At 46.2% G+C, this 17874-nt stretch carries 11 protein-coding genes; 4 read left to right on the top strand and 7 right to left on the bottom strand.

Annotated elements, in window-relative coordinates; genetic code table 11:
- Positions 1–35: 35 nt before the first annotated feature.
- Positions 36–2336, bottom strand: a complete 2301-nt coding sequence (locus tag B0I27_RS12765; protein WP_106293935.1) for a TonB-dependent receptor — start codon at positions 2334–2336, stop codon at positions 36–38.
- Between the two features lie 164 nt (positions 2337–2500).
- On the opposite strand from B0I27_RS12765, the gene B0I27_RS12760 reads away from it, so the two are divergent.
- On the top strand, positions 2501–4006 hold the full coding sequence (locus B0I27_RS12760; protein ID WP_106293933.1) for an MFS transporter: 1506 nt from the start codon (positions 2501–2503) through the stop codon (positions 4004–4006).
- A gap of 4 nt (positions 4007–4010) precedes the next feature.
- Here the strand turns inward: B0I27_RS12760 and B0I27_RS12755 are convergent, their stop codons facing one another.
- The 5 genes from B0I27_RS12755 to B0I27_RS12735 are packed head-to-tail and all read right to left on the bottom strand — an operon-like array spanning position 4011 to position 8735.
- Positions 4011–4295, bottom strand: a complete 285-nt coding sequence (locus tag B0I27_RS12755; RefSeq protein WP_106293931.1) for a DUF6755 family protein — start codon at positions 4293–4295, stop codon at positions 4011–4013.
- An 11-nt stretch (positions 4296–4306) separates the two neighbouring features.
- Entirely contained in the window at positions 4307–4825 is a 519-nt protein-coding gene (locus B0I27_RS12750; protein WP_106293929.1) for a Rieske (2Fe-2S) protein, read from the bottom strand.
- Positions 4826–4830: 5 nt separating this feature from the next.
- On the bottom strand, positions 4831–5400 hold the full coding sequence (locus B0I27_RS12745) for a 4Fe-4S dicluster domain-containing protein (RefSeq protein ID WP_106293927.1): 570 nt from the start codon (positions 5398–5400) through the stop codon (positions 4831–4833).
- Positions 5401–5433: 33 nt separating this feature from the next.
- Positions 5434–7650, bottom strand: coding sequence for a molybdopterin oxidoreductase family protein (locus B0I27_RS12740; protein ID WP_106293925.1), 2217 nt, complete (start codon positions 7648–7650; stop codon positions 5434–5436).
- A gap of 20 nt (positions 7651–7670) precedes the next feature.
- A complete protein-coding gene (locus B0I27_RS12735) occupies positions 7671–8735 on the bottom strand; it encodes an MFS transporter (protein ID WP_106293923.1) in 1065 nt (354 codons plus the stop codon).
- Positions 8736–8903: 168 nt separating this feature from the next.
- Here B0I27_RS12735 and B0I27_RS12730 point away from each other — a divergent pair, with 168 nt between their 5' ends.
- The 3 genes from B0I27_RS12730 to B0I27_RS12720 all read left to right on the top strand — a co-directional run bounded on the left by B0I27_RS12730 (position 8904) and on the right by B0I27_RS12720 (position 15448).
- Positions 8904–10031: a HesA/MoeB/ThiF family protein gene (locus B0I27_RS12730; RefSeq protein WP_146133131.1), complete on the top strand. Its 1128-nt coding sequence runs from the start codon at positions 8904–8906 to the stop codon at positions 10029–10031.
- Positions 10032–10610: 579 nt separating this feature from the next.
- The gene (locus tag B0I27_RS12725) at positions 10611–13727 is read left to right on the top strand and encodes a SusC/RagA family TonB-linked outer membrane protein (RefSeq protein ID WP_181276773.1); all 3117 of its coding nucleotides are present in this window, start codon (positions 10611–10613) and stop codon (positions 13725–13727) included.
- Between the two features lie 5 nt (positions 13728–13732).
- Complete coding sequence (locus B0I27_RS12720; RefSeq protein WP_106293917.1) at positions 13733–15448, top strand: RagB/SusD family nutrient uptake outer membrane protein; 1716 nt, start codon at positions 13733–13735, stop codon at positions 15446–15448.
- 140 nt (positions 15449–15588) lie between these two features.
- Here the strand turns inward: B0I27_RS12720 and B0I27_RS12715 are convergent, their stop codons facing one another.
- The gene (locus B0I27_RS12715; protein WP_106293915.1) at positions 15589–17874 is read right to left on the bottom strand and encodes a nitric-oxide reductase large subunit; all 2286 of its coding nucleotides are present in this window, start codon (positions 17872–17874) and stop codon (positions 15589–15591) included.

Genomic DNA, 17874 nt, shown 5'->3' with positions numbered 1-17874 from the left:
AACCTGGTTAAATTCGCCCTTACGCCCATCATCTGTTACTTATACAGGTTATAACGTATTCCCAGGAAACCTCTTATGCCCTGGTTCGGACCAAAGACGTAAGATGGATCAAATGTCAGTCCGTAAGGGTTCTCTGCTGTAACAACTGCCTGTCCGTTATTGTCAAAAACAACGTTTTTATCAAACGGATCATGCGCCCGGGCAATAATAAACGGATTGCCCTTATTAGGCGTCCAGTTCAAAAGATTCTTCACTCCGCCGAAGATTTCAAGACCCTTGCCTGCTGACTTCGTAAGCTGAATATTCTGGATGCTCCACCATGGCGAATTCTCACGACGTGGGTCCGCATCACTTAAAAGGGGAAGACGCATTGGGCCGTAAAGATTCCCGGTATAATCGACGGTCAGGCCCAAACTTCTGAATGCATAGCCCACATTCCATACTCCTGTAAATTGTTCAGTAAAAAGCTGTCTGATCTTCGTGCCCCCCTGTTTACTGTAAACATCCATTGCCGTACCGCCTAGCAAGAACTTCAGTCCATTAGGCAAAGCAATGTCAACATTCAGCGAAATACCTTTAGAAACAGCATGGCCGGACAAATTATCATATATGATCTTATTCGCGTCAGTATCGTAATCGGCAATGATTTTATTATCAAAATACGTATAGAATCCGGTCGCATCCAGGCCGACCATCCCACCATTGGACATAAAAATTTTCTTCACAAAGTTAACGTTCCCGTTCCAGGATGTTTCCGGCTTAAGCTCAGTAACGAATACCACATCCCTCGATCCCGTTAGGGCCGCATGATCCTCTGTAAATACGTTCGCAACCCGGTACCCATTACCAATGCTCAGACGCAAAACATTGTTCTTATCCGGGGAGTTCCACTTATAGTTTATCCTCGGTGTGAGAATGCTACCATGAAGCGAATTATAGTCATACCTCAAGCCCAACAGAACTTTGTTGTTCTCGTTGAGAGTGATTTCATCCTGCACAAACACACCCGGCAGATTGGTATGCGATACCTTGTTCCTCCCCGGTTCTTCGAAGGATCGCGTCGCCGGAGTATTGTCATCATAATAAGTGTAACGATAAGCTAGACCAGCCAGAAGATCGTGGCGCTTGATCTGCTTATTCCAGGAAAGCTGACCAAAGCCGACGTATTGATTGGCATTGTACAAAGTAGTGCCATAAACGCTGTTCTGATCGTGCCCGTTCGCACTGAACATGAACGTGATATTCTCTTTAAACGGGAGCTGATACGTGCCAAAATATTCCCACCTCTTGGTATAAATACTTTCACCGTATACTTCATCTCCTCCCCTGTAACTCCTATTCCAGTTCATTTGTCCACCCCAACGATCTTCGTAAACGTACCTGGCTGCCATAGACAGCACCCGGTTTTCCTTGCGTTGGAAACTCCACTTATTAAATACGGAGATTCTGTTTTGAAGGGTGATATCGGTAAACCCATCGTTATCATTATCTACCGGATTCTGATAGTTGAAGTAATTAACACCGACGAGAGAATGTGCTTTTTCACCAACCTTGAATTTAGCTGCAAGGTCGGCGTTCACTTCAGCCCAGCTCGTACTAAAAACGTCGGCTGAAAGAACCGGTGCGGTCGAAGGATTCTTGGTAATGATATTGATCAATCCGCCTACAGCCTCACTGCCGTAAAGCGTTGAGGCCGGACCTTTCACGATCTCTACCCTTTCAATGAGCGACTGCGGTATACCGCTGAGTCCGTAGACTGTAGACAATCCGCTAACGATCGGCATCCCATCGATCAAAATCATGGTATAAGGACCTTCAAGTCCGTTAATATGGATGTCCCCCGTACTGCATACATTACAGTTTAACTGAGGCCGAACCCCATTAATATTTTGCAGGGCATCGAAAACAGAAGGCGTCGGATTGGCTCTGAAGAATTTAGATGTGTAAACTTCCACAGGAACGGGACTGTCCAGTTTGGATACCTCTTTCATCGTTCCCGATACTACTACTTCGTTGAGAGACGCCTTTGACGCTTCCAGAACAATATCGTGTATCACCACCACTGAGTCTGAAACGTCCACATGACCCAACCAGGACTTGTATCCCATAGAAGTCGACTGGATTTTCCAATGTCCGTTTGGCACTCCAGTGATGCGGTAATATCCGAGACTATCTGCGGACATTCCCATCTTCAATTGAGGTAAGGAAATAGCGGCTAATTCAACAGGATGTCCGTAGGAATCTGTTACTTTTCCCATTATAGTACCTGATTGAGCACTCGCAACAAGAGAACCCAGGATCGAAGCAGCAGATAGAAACACAGTGAATAATTTCATATAACCTAATTTATTAGTTTTGGTAGTCAAAGTTACGAAGTTAGATCACTCTAACAACCCTTTCAGTAGATTATTTCTTAAGCTGTACAGGGAGCATATATCCCCTTTTATCAAACATTCCAGCCGGCTTTACTGTATTCTATAGGACCTCTAAAAAATCAACCATGACAACAGAGATTCAAGTTGGACTTAAATCACATAAAATATTATTCCTTAACACGCTCGGTTTTCTTGTCAGCTTTGCTGCATGGATGATAAACGGCGTATTGGTTACTTACCTTACCGATAATGGAATCTTTGAATGGACCATGGTGGAAATAGGATGGCTTTTGGGAGTGCCCGTGCTTACAGGCTCCCTTCTGCGACTTCCAGTCGGAATTCTTACAGATAAATTCGGTGGCAAATGGGTATTTGGCACGCTGTTGGTATTTTGCGCAATCCCGCTTTTCCTGCTTTCGTTTGCGAACAGCTACACCTCTTTTTTGATATTGAGCTTCTTTTTCGGAATCTCAGGAACGAGTTTTGCCGTAGGCGTAGGGTATACTTCCGTATGGTATCCGCAGAACTGGCAGGGACGGGCCATCGGTATATTCGGCACAGGCGCGGCCGGTGCTTCGGTGACAACTCTGGTTGGACCCTCTCTCCTGAATATGCTTACCGATAACGGGGCCAATCCCGAAGGTTGGAGACAAATGCCCGTCATTTATGCTTCCTGTTTGCTCGTAGTTGGCTTACTGTTCTTTTTCTTTGCGGAAAACAGAAAACCTGTAGCCAGCGGTAAGACCCTGATGAAACTGCTATCGCCTCTCAGTGAGGTTCGTGTATGGCGATTCGGGTTGTATTACTTCCTTGTGTTCGGCTGTTTTGTTGCTTTTTCACAATGGCTGGTTCCTTATTTTGTAAATGTTTATCAAACTAACCTCGTTTTGGCGGGACTGTTCGCTTCATGTTTCAGCCTTCCGGCAGGACTCTTCCGCGCGGTGGGGGGATTTTTGTCTGATAAATACGGTGCCCGGAAGGTAATGTATGGAGTATTAGGCGCCTCTGTGGTACTGAGCTTCTTATTGATCATACCCAGAATGGAGATTGCTTCGCCCGGGGCGGGTATCATGGCGACAAAAGCAGGTACCGTCACAGCGGTAACTGCAAATTCCATTTCTGTTGACGGCAAGGCTTATGCCATCCATCCTAAGAATCGCGTTTTTGAACATACCCGAAACACCGTGATGATTTTTCCGAACAAGGAGACCTGGCATGAAGTTCTCGTTAAGCCAGGAGATCAAATTACCAAAAAGCAACTGATCGCTCAGGGTACCACACGAATTTACTTTCAGGCGAACATGTGGGTGTTTATCGTGCTGGTTATGCTAGTGGGCGTTACGTGGGGAATCGGTACAGCAGCGGTATTTAAGCATATTCCCGAGTATTTCCCTACGCAGATTGGTCTTGTGGGAGGAATGGTCGGCCTGATGGGTGGCCTGGGTGGTTTCGTAGGACCTATCCTGTTTGGCTACCTGCTCACCGGAACAGGTTTGTGGACCAGCTCATGGATGTTTGTATGGATCCTCTCTATGGTCTGTATCGTCTGGATGCACCTGGTAATAACAAAAATGATGGCCAGGCGATCACCTGACCTTCAGGATAAGTTTGAACACCTGCCCGACAAGTAGGGGCTTAGTGATAGGTATCTGAAAAATTAACGTTTTGCTTCACCTTTCTTTTCTTAGCTCCGGTTGGAAGGTAATATAACCAGAAAAAGCCGATAAGAAATAGGAATAGGGACGCAAGAAATGCCGGAATGGCAATATCTTTATTCTGTGCGAGCGCATTATTCAGCGCGGTATACAACAGCCAGATCTGGATGCTGACATTCATTATTAGTATAAGAATCAGCGCAAGTATAAGGGTATTGCTTTTATTAGGGTGCGCCTGATTCTGCCCTTCTCTGAAAGTACTCATAATATTCTGGATTAAGATTGAACTTGTTCACTGGTTCCGTCATAAGCGGTGACGAAGATGTCATCTCCTTTCAGGACAACATCCAGACGGGGAAGGGCTCGTGGCGGCGGTCCGGCAAGCACCTCTCCTGTGTAAGCGTCAAACCATCCGTTATGACAGGGGCATTCGATTTTCCCTGTTCCCGGCTTATAAAAAACTGCACATGACAAATGGGTGCATTTCTGTTCATAAGCCCGCAACTCGCCGTCCTCTACATGAATAAGCACGTAAGGGATCATGCTTCCCGGGATGACAAATGATTTGGTGCCGCCCACAGGCAGCTCATCGAGTTTGCAGACGAAATGTTCACCCTGCACCTCTTCGCCAGGGAAAAGATGCGCCTTGGCAGCGACATAGCCGCTGCCGGTTGCCAATCCACCCGATACCAGACATAAGAATTTGGCAAAATCCCTTCTCGTTACCTGTCGTGCTTCGAGTTGCTGTATCGGAAAATCTTCCTTCCAGTGATTATCCTTATTATCTGTTGCCATACTATTTAATCTACACGTAAAACTGTTGAGCCTTTAGGCATCATGATATTAACCTTGGTACTTACGTTCTCATTTCCAAAGATGAAGTTATTTACCGGTGTGCTGTTGGGTCTCATCATCGCCATTTCAGCCCGCGTACCGTAAAATAGTGCCTGGGTAGGGCAAACTGTGGCACACATGGGTTTTTTACCGGCGCTGGTGCGATCATAACACATATTGCACTTCATCATCAGGTCATAGGCTTCGTTTTTCTTCGGAACTCCGAAAGGACATGCCATAACACAGTTTGAACAACCGATACATCTCGATGTATTGGCTGTGTGGACCACACCAAACTCGTCTTTGGAGATGGCGTCGGCAGGACATACATTTGCGCAGGCAGGATCATCACAATGCATACAAACCTGCACGGTCGTTTGAATGGTGACTGCCCTGTCGACATAATTTACGTGGATCATGGACTCATGCCCGTTTGTCTCGCATTCGGCGCAAGCCATTTCGCAGGCTTTACAGCCGATACAGCGCTGCATATCTACAAAAAACTCCTGGTTGGTACTATAATTCGTTACAGGCATATGTGTTCCATTTTTGGTGATGTTTAATAGCTTTTAGGTACTGGCGTAAGCCTTGGAGTCGGTTGACGGACCTGCAAAAACTCCGGTGCCTTCTACGCGACATGCACATACCTTGAATTCGGGTATTTTAGATATAGGGTCCAGATTTCCGGTAGTAAACTGGTTAGCTGACTTCCTTCCAGGCCAGTGATATGGAAGAAAGATCGTATCGGTACGTATCGTTTCAACAATATTCGCTGGGAATTCAGCCGATCCGCGGCGGGTTACAACCCGTATTATTTCGTCTTGCCGGATGTTGTATTTCTTGGCCAGCTGAGGATGTATCTCCACTTTTGGCTCAGGAAAATTGTCTACTAATTTGCCAATCCGGCGCGTCTGCGTACCACTGAGATATTGTGAAACGACGCGACCCGTAGTCATAACCACCGGATACTCTTCATCTGTTACTTCTCCGGGCTCACGGTATTTAACCGGGTTGAAATGTGCCTTTTGATCGGGTGTGCAAAACTTCTTATCTTCCCATAACCTCTTGGTTCCGGGGTGATCAAGTGTTGGACAGGGCCAGAAAATGCCCATGTTATCTTCTATCTTCTTATAGGTGATACCGTAATAGTCGGCTGTACTTCCTCTTGAAGCCACGCGCAGCTCATTGAAGATATCCTCGCTGGTTTCAAACTTAAACTTATCGCCTGCGCCAAGCCTGTCGGCTAACTCGAGGATAATGGACGTGTCGGGTCTGGCTTCTCCCGGACAGTCGACAACCTTTCTCACGCGGATAACGCGGCCTTCGGCAGAGGTCACGGTGCCTTCTTCCTCTTCCTGAAGAGAACCCGGGAAGATGATATCGGCGTGTCTGGACGTCTCATTCATGAAGAAGTCAATGCAGGCGTAAAATTCGAGTTTCTCGAACGCTTCCCGCACGAAGTTGTTATTGGGCAGGGAAACGATTGGGTTAAAGCAAATCGATATGAGACCCTTTACTTCCCCCCTGTGGATCGCTTCAATGAGCTCATAAGCGGTTAGACCCTTGCCCGGCAGATCCTTCTCATTTATTCCCCAGATGTCTGACACTATTTTGCGATGCTCCGGATTCGTAATGTCCCGGTTTCCTGGTAGCTGATCACATTTATGTCCGTGCTCGCGGCCACCCTGACCGTTACCTTGTCCGGTTATCGTACCATATCCGCAATAAGGTTTGCCTATTCTTCCCGTAGCCAGTACCAGGTTGATACAGCCCAAAACATTATCTACGCCCTTGGTATGATGTTCAATACCTCTGGCGTGCAGCAGGAAGCTGGTGCTCGCTTTCCCCCACCACTGTGCAGCAAGCTCGATCTTCGCTTTTTCAATACCGGTAACTTGCTCAGCCCATTCGAGCGTATAGCCTTGTACGGCGTCTAGCGCTTCCTGAAAACCGCTTGTATGATTATCGATAAAGTCATGATCGAGCATATCATGATCGGCCAGATACTTGAGCATGGCTCCATACAAGGCAGAATCCGTTCCTGGCCTTACCGGAAGATGAAGATCCGCTGTACGCGCCAGCGGAATCATACGCGGATCGACAACGATCAGCTTGGCACCGTAATCACGGGCTCTCCAGATCCAGTGCGTCAGCGTGGGAAACGTTTCGCTCACGTTGGCTCCCGTAACGATGATGACTTCTGCTCGCTCGAGATCTTCAAAACTATTGGAGATCCGGTCGAGACCAAAGGCCTTCTTATTTCCTGCCCCTGCACTGACCATGCAGAGGCGGCCGTTGTAATCAAGATTGGCGGTTTTAAGCGCCACCCTGGCGAACTTCCCTACCAGATAGCTCTTCTCATTACTCAGTGAAACGCCCGAAAGCATCGCGAAGGCATCATTGCCATACTGTTGCTGTATGCGTTTGATTTCGGATACCGTCTTTTCCATCGCAGAATTCCAGGAGACATTTTTAAAACCCTTGCCTTCTTCCCTTTGGAGCGGGTGAATAAGCCTGTCGGGATGATTATTCTGTAGATAGCGTTCAACGCCTTTAGGACATAGGCGCCCCTGATTATAGGGAAATTCCATCCAGGGTTCGAAGCCTACCACTTTATTGTCCTTCACCAGGAGCTTCATCCCGCACTGCATACCACAGAAGCAGCAATGCGTTTTTACTTCTTTATCGGGTTCATCCCTTCCGGCATAACCTTCCTTTGGAGGATAATTCAAGTGAGGACCAAATTCTTCAATAAGTTTTTCTGCTGAAACAGGCAGTCTCGCCATAATTGTAGTTTAATAACAGGTTAACCAAATAACTTTCCGCCGTTCTCCTGGCGTGCTTTCAAATGCGCCATAGCCAGACGTGAACGCTTACCTTCAGGGCTCAGATCGAGGTGGGAAGTGCCATCTTCGAGGGTAAAATCGAAGCCTAATTCTTTTGTTACGTCCTTCAGATCATCGATGTGCATCTGAGTAGCAAACTCTTTTCCGGTATGCAGACAAACCGCCATTCCGCGGCGCATACCTTCGCGTTTATAAATATGCGCACCGAGCTGAGCGGGACGTTGAATGATGTGGAAGAACTTCCCGAAGGGGATCCAGATCAGGAACATGATGACGGTTATAGCATGCGTAACAGCCATGAAATCATAGGCGAAGCCCTTCATGAACTGGTAGCTATACGTAAGTCCCAGACCAGTTACGGATATAGCCAGCAACAATACCAGCGGCAGCAAGTCTCCTTCGAATGACTGGGTAGAAATAAGTCCCGGCTGTGTAAGACGCCGACGCATGAAGATCAGGACACCTATGATCACCATCCACGACGACCAGTTAAGGGCGTGGAAGATCATAAAAGCCATAAAAGATCCCACTTCAAACTCCATCATCTTGAAGCCAAAAAAATGGGCTTCGTAGAGCTTGACCGTACCGGGATCCAGGCCCGACTCCGGATTCAACGTAAAGTGGATCCAGCCGAATGTTAACGGGAAAGTGATTGCAAAGGCGAGAGTACAGCCGGCAGCCATCAGGAAATGCCCTATCCACCGGCTTCGTCCTCGCGGATAGATGAATTTCTGAAATCCTATATTTTGAACAAACTCTTTGATAAAAAACCAAAGATGCGAGAAGAACTGGCGGTTCCAGATCAGCTCCCATGTGCGTTTGTAATACATACGTGTAGGGGGTCTTTGTAACCAAACGGAGTAGCGGTAGACGACTCCGAAGAAGGCAAACACTGTTCCGAACAGGTAGGCGATCAGCGCGGGGTCAAAGTTTTGTAGCTCCCGGGAACCATAGAAAACGAGTGCTATTGTAATAATGGAGACTACGGTTGCATTTATAAAAGCTTGTTTATTTAATGAAAACATACCGTCATAGTATTAATGAACTGATTGGTTTAAATCTTTCTCAGGTTCCCTGTTTTGGTCTTAGGTCCTATCGCTTATAACATTTTTTAAACAAGACCTATATGGTTTTGTTTTTTAAAAATCCTGTCGGTGAGATCCGGCAGATCCATCACGACCTATCTTATAACTATGAAAGACACTGAAACATTCCTTAACCAGTACGAGGATCATGTACAAACTACAGGCTTCGGCGTTCCCGGTCAGGAAGCGCTGACGAGATCCAGGATGCTTGTCATTGGAGCCGGTGCTCTTGCCTCGCCCATGTTGTCTTACCTGACATCGATGGGGGTGGGATCACTCGGTATCGTGTCAGACGAGAAGATACGAAAGAGCGACCTGCCCTCACAGCCTGTCTTCGGCAGTGGTCAGGAAGGAAAGCTAAAAAGCCAGATACTCGCATCACGCCTCAGAGAGACCAACCCTGAAGTAAAAGTCAACCTGCATGAACAGGGCTTAAACCGTGATAATGTCCTAAGCTTGATCGCTGGCTATGACCTGGTTATCGACACCACGAACATTCCGGGGATGTCTCTTCTGATCAATGATGCCTGCGTTATATCCGGTAAGCCGATGATATACGGTTCTCTGGACTTTCCTTCGGGACATTTTAGCGTACTGAATTATAAGGGGGGTGCTACACTGAGATGTTTACTACAAAACCAGGACGCAGGCATCCTGATACGGCAGCCGCAAAAGGTCGGTCTTGCTACGCTTCCTGCCCTGATAAGCTGTATGATGGCTAACGAAGCGATAAAAATTGTCAGCGAAATCGGTAATATTGCGAGCAACAAGCTACTCAGCTTTAATGTCTTTAGCAATCAGCTGACATCGATCAGACTGGAACCTGTTTCTGCCAACCAGGCTCTGACGACTTTACTGTCTGACTATGCCCCGACGCCAACGGATAATCTCTCTAAACCATCGAGAATTCGTTCAATCAGTCCCAAACTACTGGATATCAAAATCAAATACAAAGAACCTTTACAGCTTATTGACCTCAGACAAAATCCTCCGGAACCTGTAGATGAGTCATGGAACTACCTGCACATACCGGAAGAGACATTGCTATCTGACCTGGAACGAATCCATCAGGATATCATCGTTGTGCTGATATCCGAAAACGGAGAAGAAGCCCAAAAACTGGCGACCTTGCTGAATGAGAGACACGGGTTTGACAACATCCATTACCTGGAGGGCGGCATGGAGGCATGGAATAAGCAAAGAGACGGCACCAGCATTGATTACGAAAATATTTAATGTCGGCGAACCAGGTAAGTTAGAAAGCGGACAGAGGTTTATCAGCCTCTGTCCGCTTTTTATTTTGCGTTCCGCTGCGATCTACCCGAGATGCATGGCTTCGGTTGACTACCGAACAGGCACAGGAGACTGTTTCGAGAAGAAAAGACCATACAAATGTTAATGAGATGCAACCCCGGGAACGATTGCATAACTTATAGGGTAGTCTCCTTGGAACTCGTTGGTTTTAGGTGTAAAATTGTGCAAGCAAATATTCCTAAATATCCATCTTAATAATCAACTAAAAGAGAACAGAATCCATTACTATTTACCTTTAACAAACTAATTGACCTTTTAAACTAACCGACAAGATTTCCAACAGGGGTATGGGAAATCAAGAAAAACGCAAGAAAGACTTGGCAGATCTTTTCCAGGATAGGATTTGCAATAGTATTGTTACCTCAGGTAACGAATTCAGCCAGGGGGTTAACGCTCTCTAAATATTAAAAATTAGCCAAATAATTTATGAAATGTTTTTATCAGATAGTAAAGAATCGAACTGTCAAAAAACTAATTCAGACCAGTAAGACAGCCTTATTAATGTCCTGTCTACTTACTGGAACATTAACGTCATTAGCAAGTCCATCATCTCTAAATGTCAGCATTGACACTCGAGTTGCTGCTGATATTGTGGTAACGGGGAAAGTCCAGGACGGAACGGGGGAAGCACTCATTGGTGTATCAGTAAAAATTAAGGGTACCAATCAGGGTGTTTCCACAGATGTAAACGGCAACTTCCGATTATCTGCCAATGAAAATACGACTCTCGTTTTCACCTATATAGGTTACGAAACACTGGAATTGCCTATCAAAGGCCAAACTCAATTAAAAATCGTTTTGCAACCATCTTCGAGTGCATTAGAAGAAGTTGTCGTAGTGGGTTACGGTACCGTGAAGAAACGGGATCTCACCGGATCTGTCGGTTCTGTCAGCTCAGAAACCATTACAGCGAGGGGAACCACATCCGTAATGGGTGCGTTGCAGGGCTCTGTTGCAGGCGTAAACATCAGCACCGCATCAGGCAGGCCAGGCGCTTCTTTCAATATACAGATCCGTGGTCAAAACTCGCTAAATGCAAGTGGCTCTAGACCATTATATGTGGTTGACGGAATAGTGATGGACAATATCGACTGGCTCAACCCCTCGGATATCAGTAAAATTGATGTGTTAAAAGACGCGTCTTCGACAGCAATCTACGGTTCCCGAGGATCAAGCGGTGTAGTCCTTGTTACCACCAAAGGAAATGCCGTAGCCAGCATCAATAAGACCAGCGTCAGCTACGACGGATTTTATGGAGTGAGGGATCTCGCGCGTATTCCTGAATTTCTGGATGGAAGAGACTGGACGGATTTTAGAACATCAAACTTTTATACATTCAATGCAGGAAAAGGCCTGTATGAACTGACACCTGCGAACCAAAATTCCATCCTCCAGTCGAGCAAGTTGGTACAACAACGCTTGTACGATCAGAATTATACCGATTGGCTGGAATTAGGAACTAAACAAGGATCGCAGCAGAATCATTTTGTCAACGTGAACGGTATTACCGGTACGACTACTTACAACGTGGGATTGGGATATCAGGGAGAAGTAGGAAACTTCACGAATGAAAATCTTGAAAAATACACGCTAAAATTAGCGGTTAACAGTAAGCCATCCAAAATCGTTACGTTAGGAGCTTCGGTCAATCTATCGCAAAACATCCGTAATAACGGAAGTCAGAATGGCTATCAGGACCTCTTCAGAGCCGCACCTATATTAAGCCCCTACGATAGCGAGGGTAACCTTATCCCGCAACCCGGTGTTGCGGCTGCAATCGAAGGCTCCGCTAACTTCACCAGTTCTGGAAACCCGTTAATAGAGATTGAAAGCGGAAATCGTGAAGAACGCCGGTTCGATATCCTGGGTAGTGCATTCGTTGCAGTTACTCCTATTGAGGGACTGGAAATCAAGTCTACCTTTATGCCTCGTCAGAATCGTACACGTGATGGATACTATTACGGTGTTACTCCAGACCGTACCCAAAGCGTAGGTTATCAGAATAACGATGATAATTTCGAGTGGACCTGGGATAATCAGATCACGTACAATAAGCGTATAGGAACTGATCACAGCATAAACGCAACACTCATCAATAGTTTTTACAGCACCCGCTACGAGAGAGCAAGAATTACCGCTAACAATTTGCCGTACGATTCACAGTGGTACAATCTGGGTATGGGGCAGATAGTTCAATCCGGAACCGGATCATATTACACCGAATCGGGTCTAACATCTTATGCGGGTCGTATTAATTATGATTACAAAAACAAATACCTGTTAACTGGTACGATTCGTTTCGATGGTAGTTCTAAGCTAAGTGACAAATGGACTTCGTTCCCTTCAGTAGCATTCGCATGGAGAGCTAATGAGGAGGATTTCTTGAAAAAAGACTGGTTATCTGACCTGAAAGCAAGATTTAGCTTCGGTTATTCAGGAAGTAACAGCGGTATTTCACCTTTTGGATCCATGCAGACTCCAAACCTTACCAGCCAGAACTTTTATGATTATGGAGACGGCAAGTTAGTAACAGGTGCAGTTACGGGAGTTCCTGTAAATCCATTCATCACCTGGGAGAAGACTAAAGAGTTGAATTATGGTTTAGACTTTGGATTGTTCAATCAGCGAATATTTGGTTCAGTTGACCTGTACAACAAAGTTTCTGATGGCTTGCTAATGTCAAGAAACCTGGCGATTGAATCAGGAGTAACTTCCATGACCGACAATATCGGTTCGGTATCCAATAAGGGTATTGAAGCATCCTTCACGACTGTGAATGTGCGTTCAACGAACTGGAATTGGACAACCTCTGTGAACTTCGCCTACAACGAGAACAGGATTGAATCTTTATCATCCGGATCAACGTCTGATGTAAGTAACGCATGGTTTGTGGGTCAGCCTATAAACGTCATCTACGATTACCGCATCGCCGGAATTTGGAGAACCGATCAGGCTGAAGAAGCAAAAGCACGCGGTCAGCAACCAGGACAGGCTATTCCGGTTGATGTAAACGGAGATGGGAAGTTCAATGCTGATGACCGTACCGTTCTTGGTCAGGTTGACCCGAAATGGACTGGCAGCTTTACCTCTTCTCTGGCTTACAAAAATTGGGATCTGGGTATAAACCTCTATGGCAGATGGGGAACTTTCGTTAGTGATAATTTCCTTGCCGAATACAGCACTGCAGCCAACAATGACCGTGGAAGGCCAAAAATTGCTGTAGATTACTTCGTTCCCGCAAATGTGCCTACTATCGACTGGAACAATTTTGACACATCAGGCGGATTTCCAGCTGTAACATGGGGCAATACTGGAGCAGGAAATGAACATGCTGCACTTCCCGTATTCCGTAACGCTGGTAATTTCTGGGGAAGTAATGGCCGTTATACACAGGCAGATTTTATTAAAATACGTAACATTACCCTGGGCTATACATTCGGCAAGAAAGTAATGGATAAGATAAAGCTGGGCGACCTTCGCATCTATGCAAACGTCTTGAACCCTTTCACATTTACCAAGTACAAAGGATGGGATCCTGAGTATGCTACGACAAGCTTGGTAAACGGAAACGGTCCTAGTAATATCATATATCAGATGGGTGTGAACGTTAAATTTTAACTACGATGAAAAAGCTATTTAGTGCAATTATATTAAGTTGTTTCATCCTTTCGGGATGTTCTGACTTTCTTGAAGAAGATAACAAAGCCGGAATTACCAACGACGCGTTTTACAAAACGGCGGCAGGATTCGAGTCTTTGATGACAGCGTCTTACAGTGGATTAAGGGACATTTTCGGCCGTGACGGCGATAATGCGCCTTATGTCTACTTTGCGGGAACGGACATCTTTGAAGCGACCAGGAATTCAAATGCTGATCGAGGAATCCTGACGTACAATGGGTTGTTCCCCACGGATGCCAGGGTAACGAATTACTATACCGCGGTGTATGCAAATATTCAGAATGTCAATATGGGTCTGAAGTACGTAGAGGGAGCGGATATCAGCGCAGCGGCTAAAGCTCAATACAAGGCTGAATTAACTTGCTTCCGCGCTATCCTCCATTTCTGGTTAATCGAACAGTTTGGGGGTATTGTAATCAATAAGGAAGCTACGCAATCTGCAGTGATTAACATCCCGCGCAGTTCACTCCAGGAATCTTATGACTTTGTGATATCTGAAATGGAATCTCAGGTTAACAACCTTACAGATAACAATAAACGTCTTGGAAAAGAAGCAGGCTTCCACTTCCTGTCGAAGATGTATCTGACGAGAGGTTGGGATCTTAACGATCAGACCTCTTTTAACAAAGCGAAAGAAAATGCGACAAAGGCAATCAATGGTAAAACCATCACTATTCCTTTCGAGACTTTGTGGAGTCCTTCCAACGAAAATAACTCAGAGTTCTTGTTTTCTATTCAATATGATGTAACATCGTTGCCATCGGTTACTCAGGGTAACTCTCAGCAAAGCTTGTTTGGGTCATACCTTGGAGGAACTGAAACAGGCTTAGGAAAGTACCAGACAACGACTGTCTATCCTTCATGGAATTTACAGAATTTTTATCCTTATAATGATAAGCGATATGAGGGAACTTTCATGACGACCATTTACAATAACTATTACGACTACTATACTCCGGCGGACACAGCGACCAAAGCGATTTACGCTTATTATCCTCGTGCTGAAGGTCGTGATTTCAATTCTGCTGACTCTATTGCGTTTGTAACAAAGAATGCAAGTCGCCTGAAGAAGACTGCTGCAGGAGCACTTCTGTTCAAACTTCGTCCTTTCAAATCCAGTGAAACTGCTTACAGATGGGCGTGGTCGCAAGATTTCTACGGTCCGGTCATCAAGAAGTTCGACAGTCCGATAACTAAAGCGACATGGTCAACCCGTGCAAGTGCAAGAGATATCGTTCTTGCCCGCCGTGCGGAAACTTATTTCTTATATGCTGAGGCATGTATCGGTTTGAATCAGTTTGCGGAAGCTCAAACCTATCTGGAGAGAGTTACACGCCGCCCTGGAAATTCAAAAGACGGCAATCCTCTTGTGCCAGTCGCGAATATCGCAAATGCAGCTAATCAAAGCGTAGCTCTCGATAGCTATTTGATCGAGAGTGCTAAAGAGTTTGCTGGCGAATTTCTGCGTTGGCCAGAACTCCGAAGAACGAAGAAGCTGAAGGAATTTGTTGGAAAATACAACTATGACATTCGGGTTGACAATGGTGGGGTGGAGGCTGTTCTCCCAGGAGATGTGGCCAAGCGTTACCGTCCTATTCCTCAGTCGGCGATCGACAGAAATGATGCTTTGTCAGAAGCAGATCAGAATCCCGGCTATTAAATGCGGATATCAAAAGTAAAAAGGGATGCTGCGGTCATTAATTTGACTGCAGCACCCCTTTTTCGCTGACTCAGCTGATAATCTTCAGAATAAGGTGGGGCATATTCGTTACTCCGGTAAGAGCAGCGACGATACTTGTACTATTCTTTGGTTTTTACACCTCCCTTTTTTATATCAAACTCACCTTTCTTGTAGCTCCAGCCGAACTTCAGTCCCACGACAAATAGTGCGAGTGCTACCGTTCCTATGGCGAAAATGGTATCTCCGATCGCCCTTAACCAGCGCAATGTCTCCATAACCGGTTGTTGCATGAATTCAGCTGAACGTGCATACCACATTCCTTCGTTCACACTGGCTATGGTCTGAAGCATTCCCATTGGAAGCAGACTTAAAAGCGCCATCAGCATCAGTCCGATATTGATTGACCAGAAGGCGAAGCCGATAAGACCATCTTTCCAGACATTCTGGCGATACAATCCCTTTAGTACAAACAGCATCAGGCCAATTCCTAGAATTCCGTATACACCGAACAGAGCGGTATGTCCGTGCAAAGGCGTAGTGTTAAGGCCCTGCATGTAATACAGTGCGATAGGCGGATTAATAATAAAACCGAATATACCCGCACCGAGGAAGTTCCAGAATGCTACGGCTATCAGGCAATATATTGGCCATTTGTAGCCACTCACCCATCCTTTTTTACCGCTCAGGCGATAGTTATGATATGCTTCGTAGCCAATGAGCACCAATGGCACTACTTCCAGCGCACTGAAGCTAGATCCCAATGCCATAATCGCTTTTGGAGTTCCGGTAAAATAGAGGTGGTGAAAAGTCCCAAGGATACCCCCCGAAAGGAAGATAATGGTTGCGAAAAGCACATTCAAGGTAGCCGATTTCTCGTTGAGCAACTTCATGCGAACGAATAAGAAGGCGGCGACAACAGTGGCGAATACTTCGAAGAATCCTTCAACCCACAGGTGGACAACCCACCAGCGCCAATACTCTGCAATTGCCAGATTCGTTTGGCGGCCCCACATTAAACCTGCTCCGTAGAAGAGCGCAATAGCGGCAGAGGCAATGACAAACATGATTAGAAGATGCCGACTTCCGGTTTTCCTGCGAAGCGCAGGCAGCAAGGCACGCACCATTAAAAACAACCATAAGAAGAGTCCTATAAGCAGGAGGATCTGCCACAGGCGACCAAGGTCTACATATTCATATCCCTGGTGACCCAGCCAGAAGTTCTCTGCCAGTCCGAGGCGCTGCATAACGCCGTACCACTGACCTACCATCGAACCTACTACAATGAAGATCAGGGCAAAAAAGAGCACGTCTACACCGAGTTTCTGAAACTTAGGTTCATAATCGGATACTGCCGGCGCAATGTACAGACCGGTAGCCAGCCAGGAAGTTGCGATCCAGAGGATGCCCAGCTGCACATGCCATGTACGGCTAAGGGAATAAGGCATAATCTCGTCGAGAGGAATGCCATAAAAGCCTCCTCCCTCCACACCGAAGTGTGCTGTTACAACTCCCAATAGCACCTGGACCAGCATCAGCGCCGATACGATCCAGAAATATTTCAACGTAGCGCGCATGGAAGGCGTAGATGTACTGTTCATCATCGGGTCGGTTTCCGGAACCTCTTCCTCGTGTTCAGCTTCGTTAGTCTTTGCGTTATAGAATGCAAGAATACCAATGCCGAGCAGGAGCATGATCACGCTGAAACCCGTCCACATAATGAGGTCGCCGGTAGCTACATTGCCGATCAGCTTATCAGGCGGCCAGTTATGAGTATAGGATACCGATTCGCCCGGACGGTTAGTCACACAGGCCCAACTTGCCCAAAAGAAGAACGTATTCATTTGTCTGAGTCTTCCCGGGTCTTTGATAGAATTTTTCGCGATCGCATAATCATCCCTTAACTGGTCGAATGCCGGATCGTCTGTAAACAGCGCCGAGTAGTATTGACGCAGGTGCTCGAAGGCCAGAGCTCTGACAGGTGATACTGTTAAAACATTTGTTTCGGGATTGTAAGTATTGGTGCGCACCTCCTTCTGAAGGCGGATCTGCAGTCCGGCCTGCTGCTCCTGTGTGATCTGGTCGTAGTTCTTTCCAAGGTCCTGCTTTGACCAGTGGTTCAGAATAAAGAGGGCTTCCCGGTGGAGCCAGTCTGCAGTCCAGTCGGGAGCTACGTACGCGCCATGGCCCCAAATTGACCCTACTTCTTGCCCACCCATGCTTTGCCAAACGTTCTGTCCGTCTTTAATATCCTGACCGGTAAACAGCTCCTGATTATCGGTCGTCAATACTTTAGCCGGTATTGGCGGCGCTTTTTGATAGATTTCGAATCCATAATAGAGGAGTACCGCAAAGGATAAACCCACGACGAGCCCAAAGGCGATCCACAATCTGGTTGTAGCTTTCAT

Source organism: Arcticibacter pallidicorallinus (assembly GCF_003002875.1).
In the GTDB taxonomy this organism is placed as follows: Bacteria; Bacteroidota; Bacteroidia; order Sphingobacteriales; family Sphingobacteriaceae; genus Arcticibacter; species Arcticibacter pallidicorallinus.
Note: the sequence above shows the minus strand (reverse complement) of the source record. Positions and strands in the feature narration are given on the sequence as shown.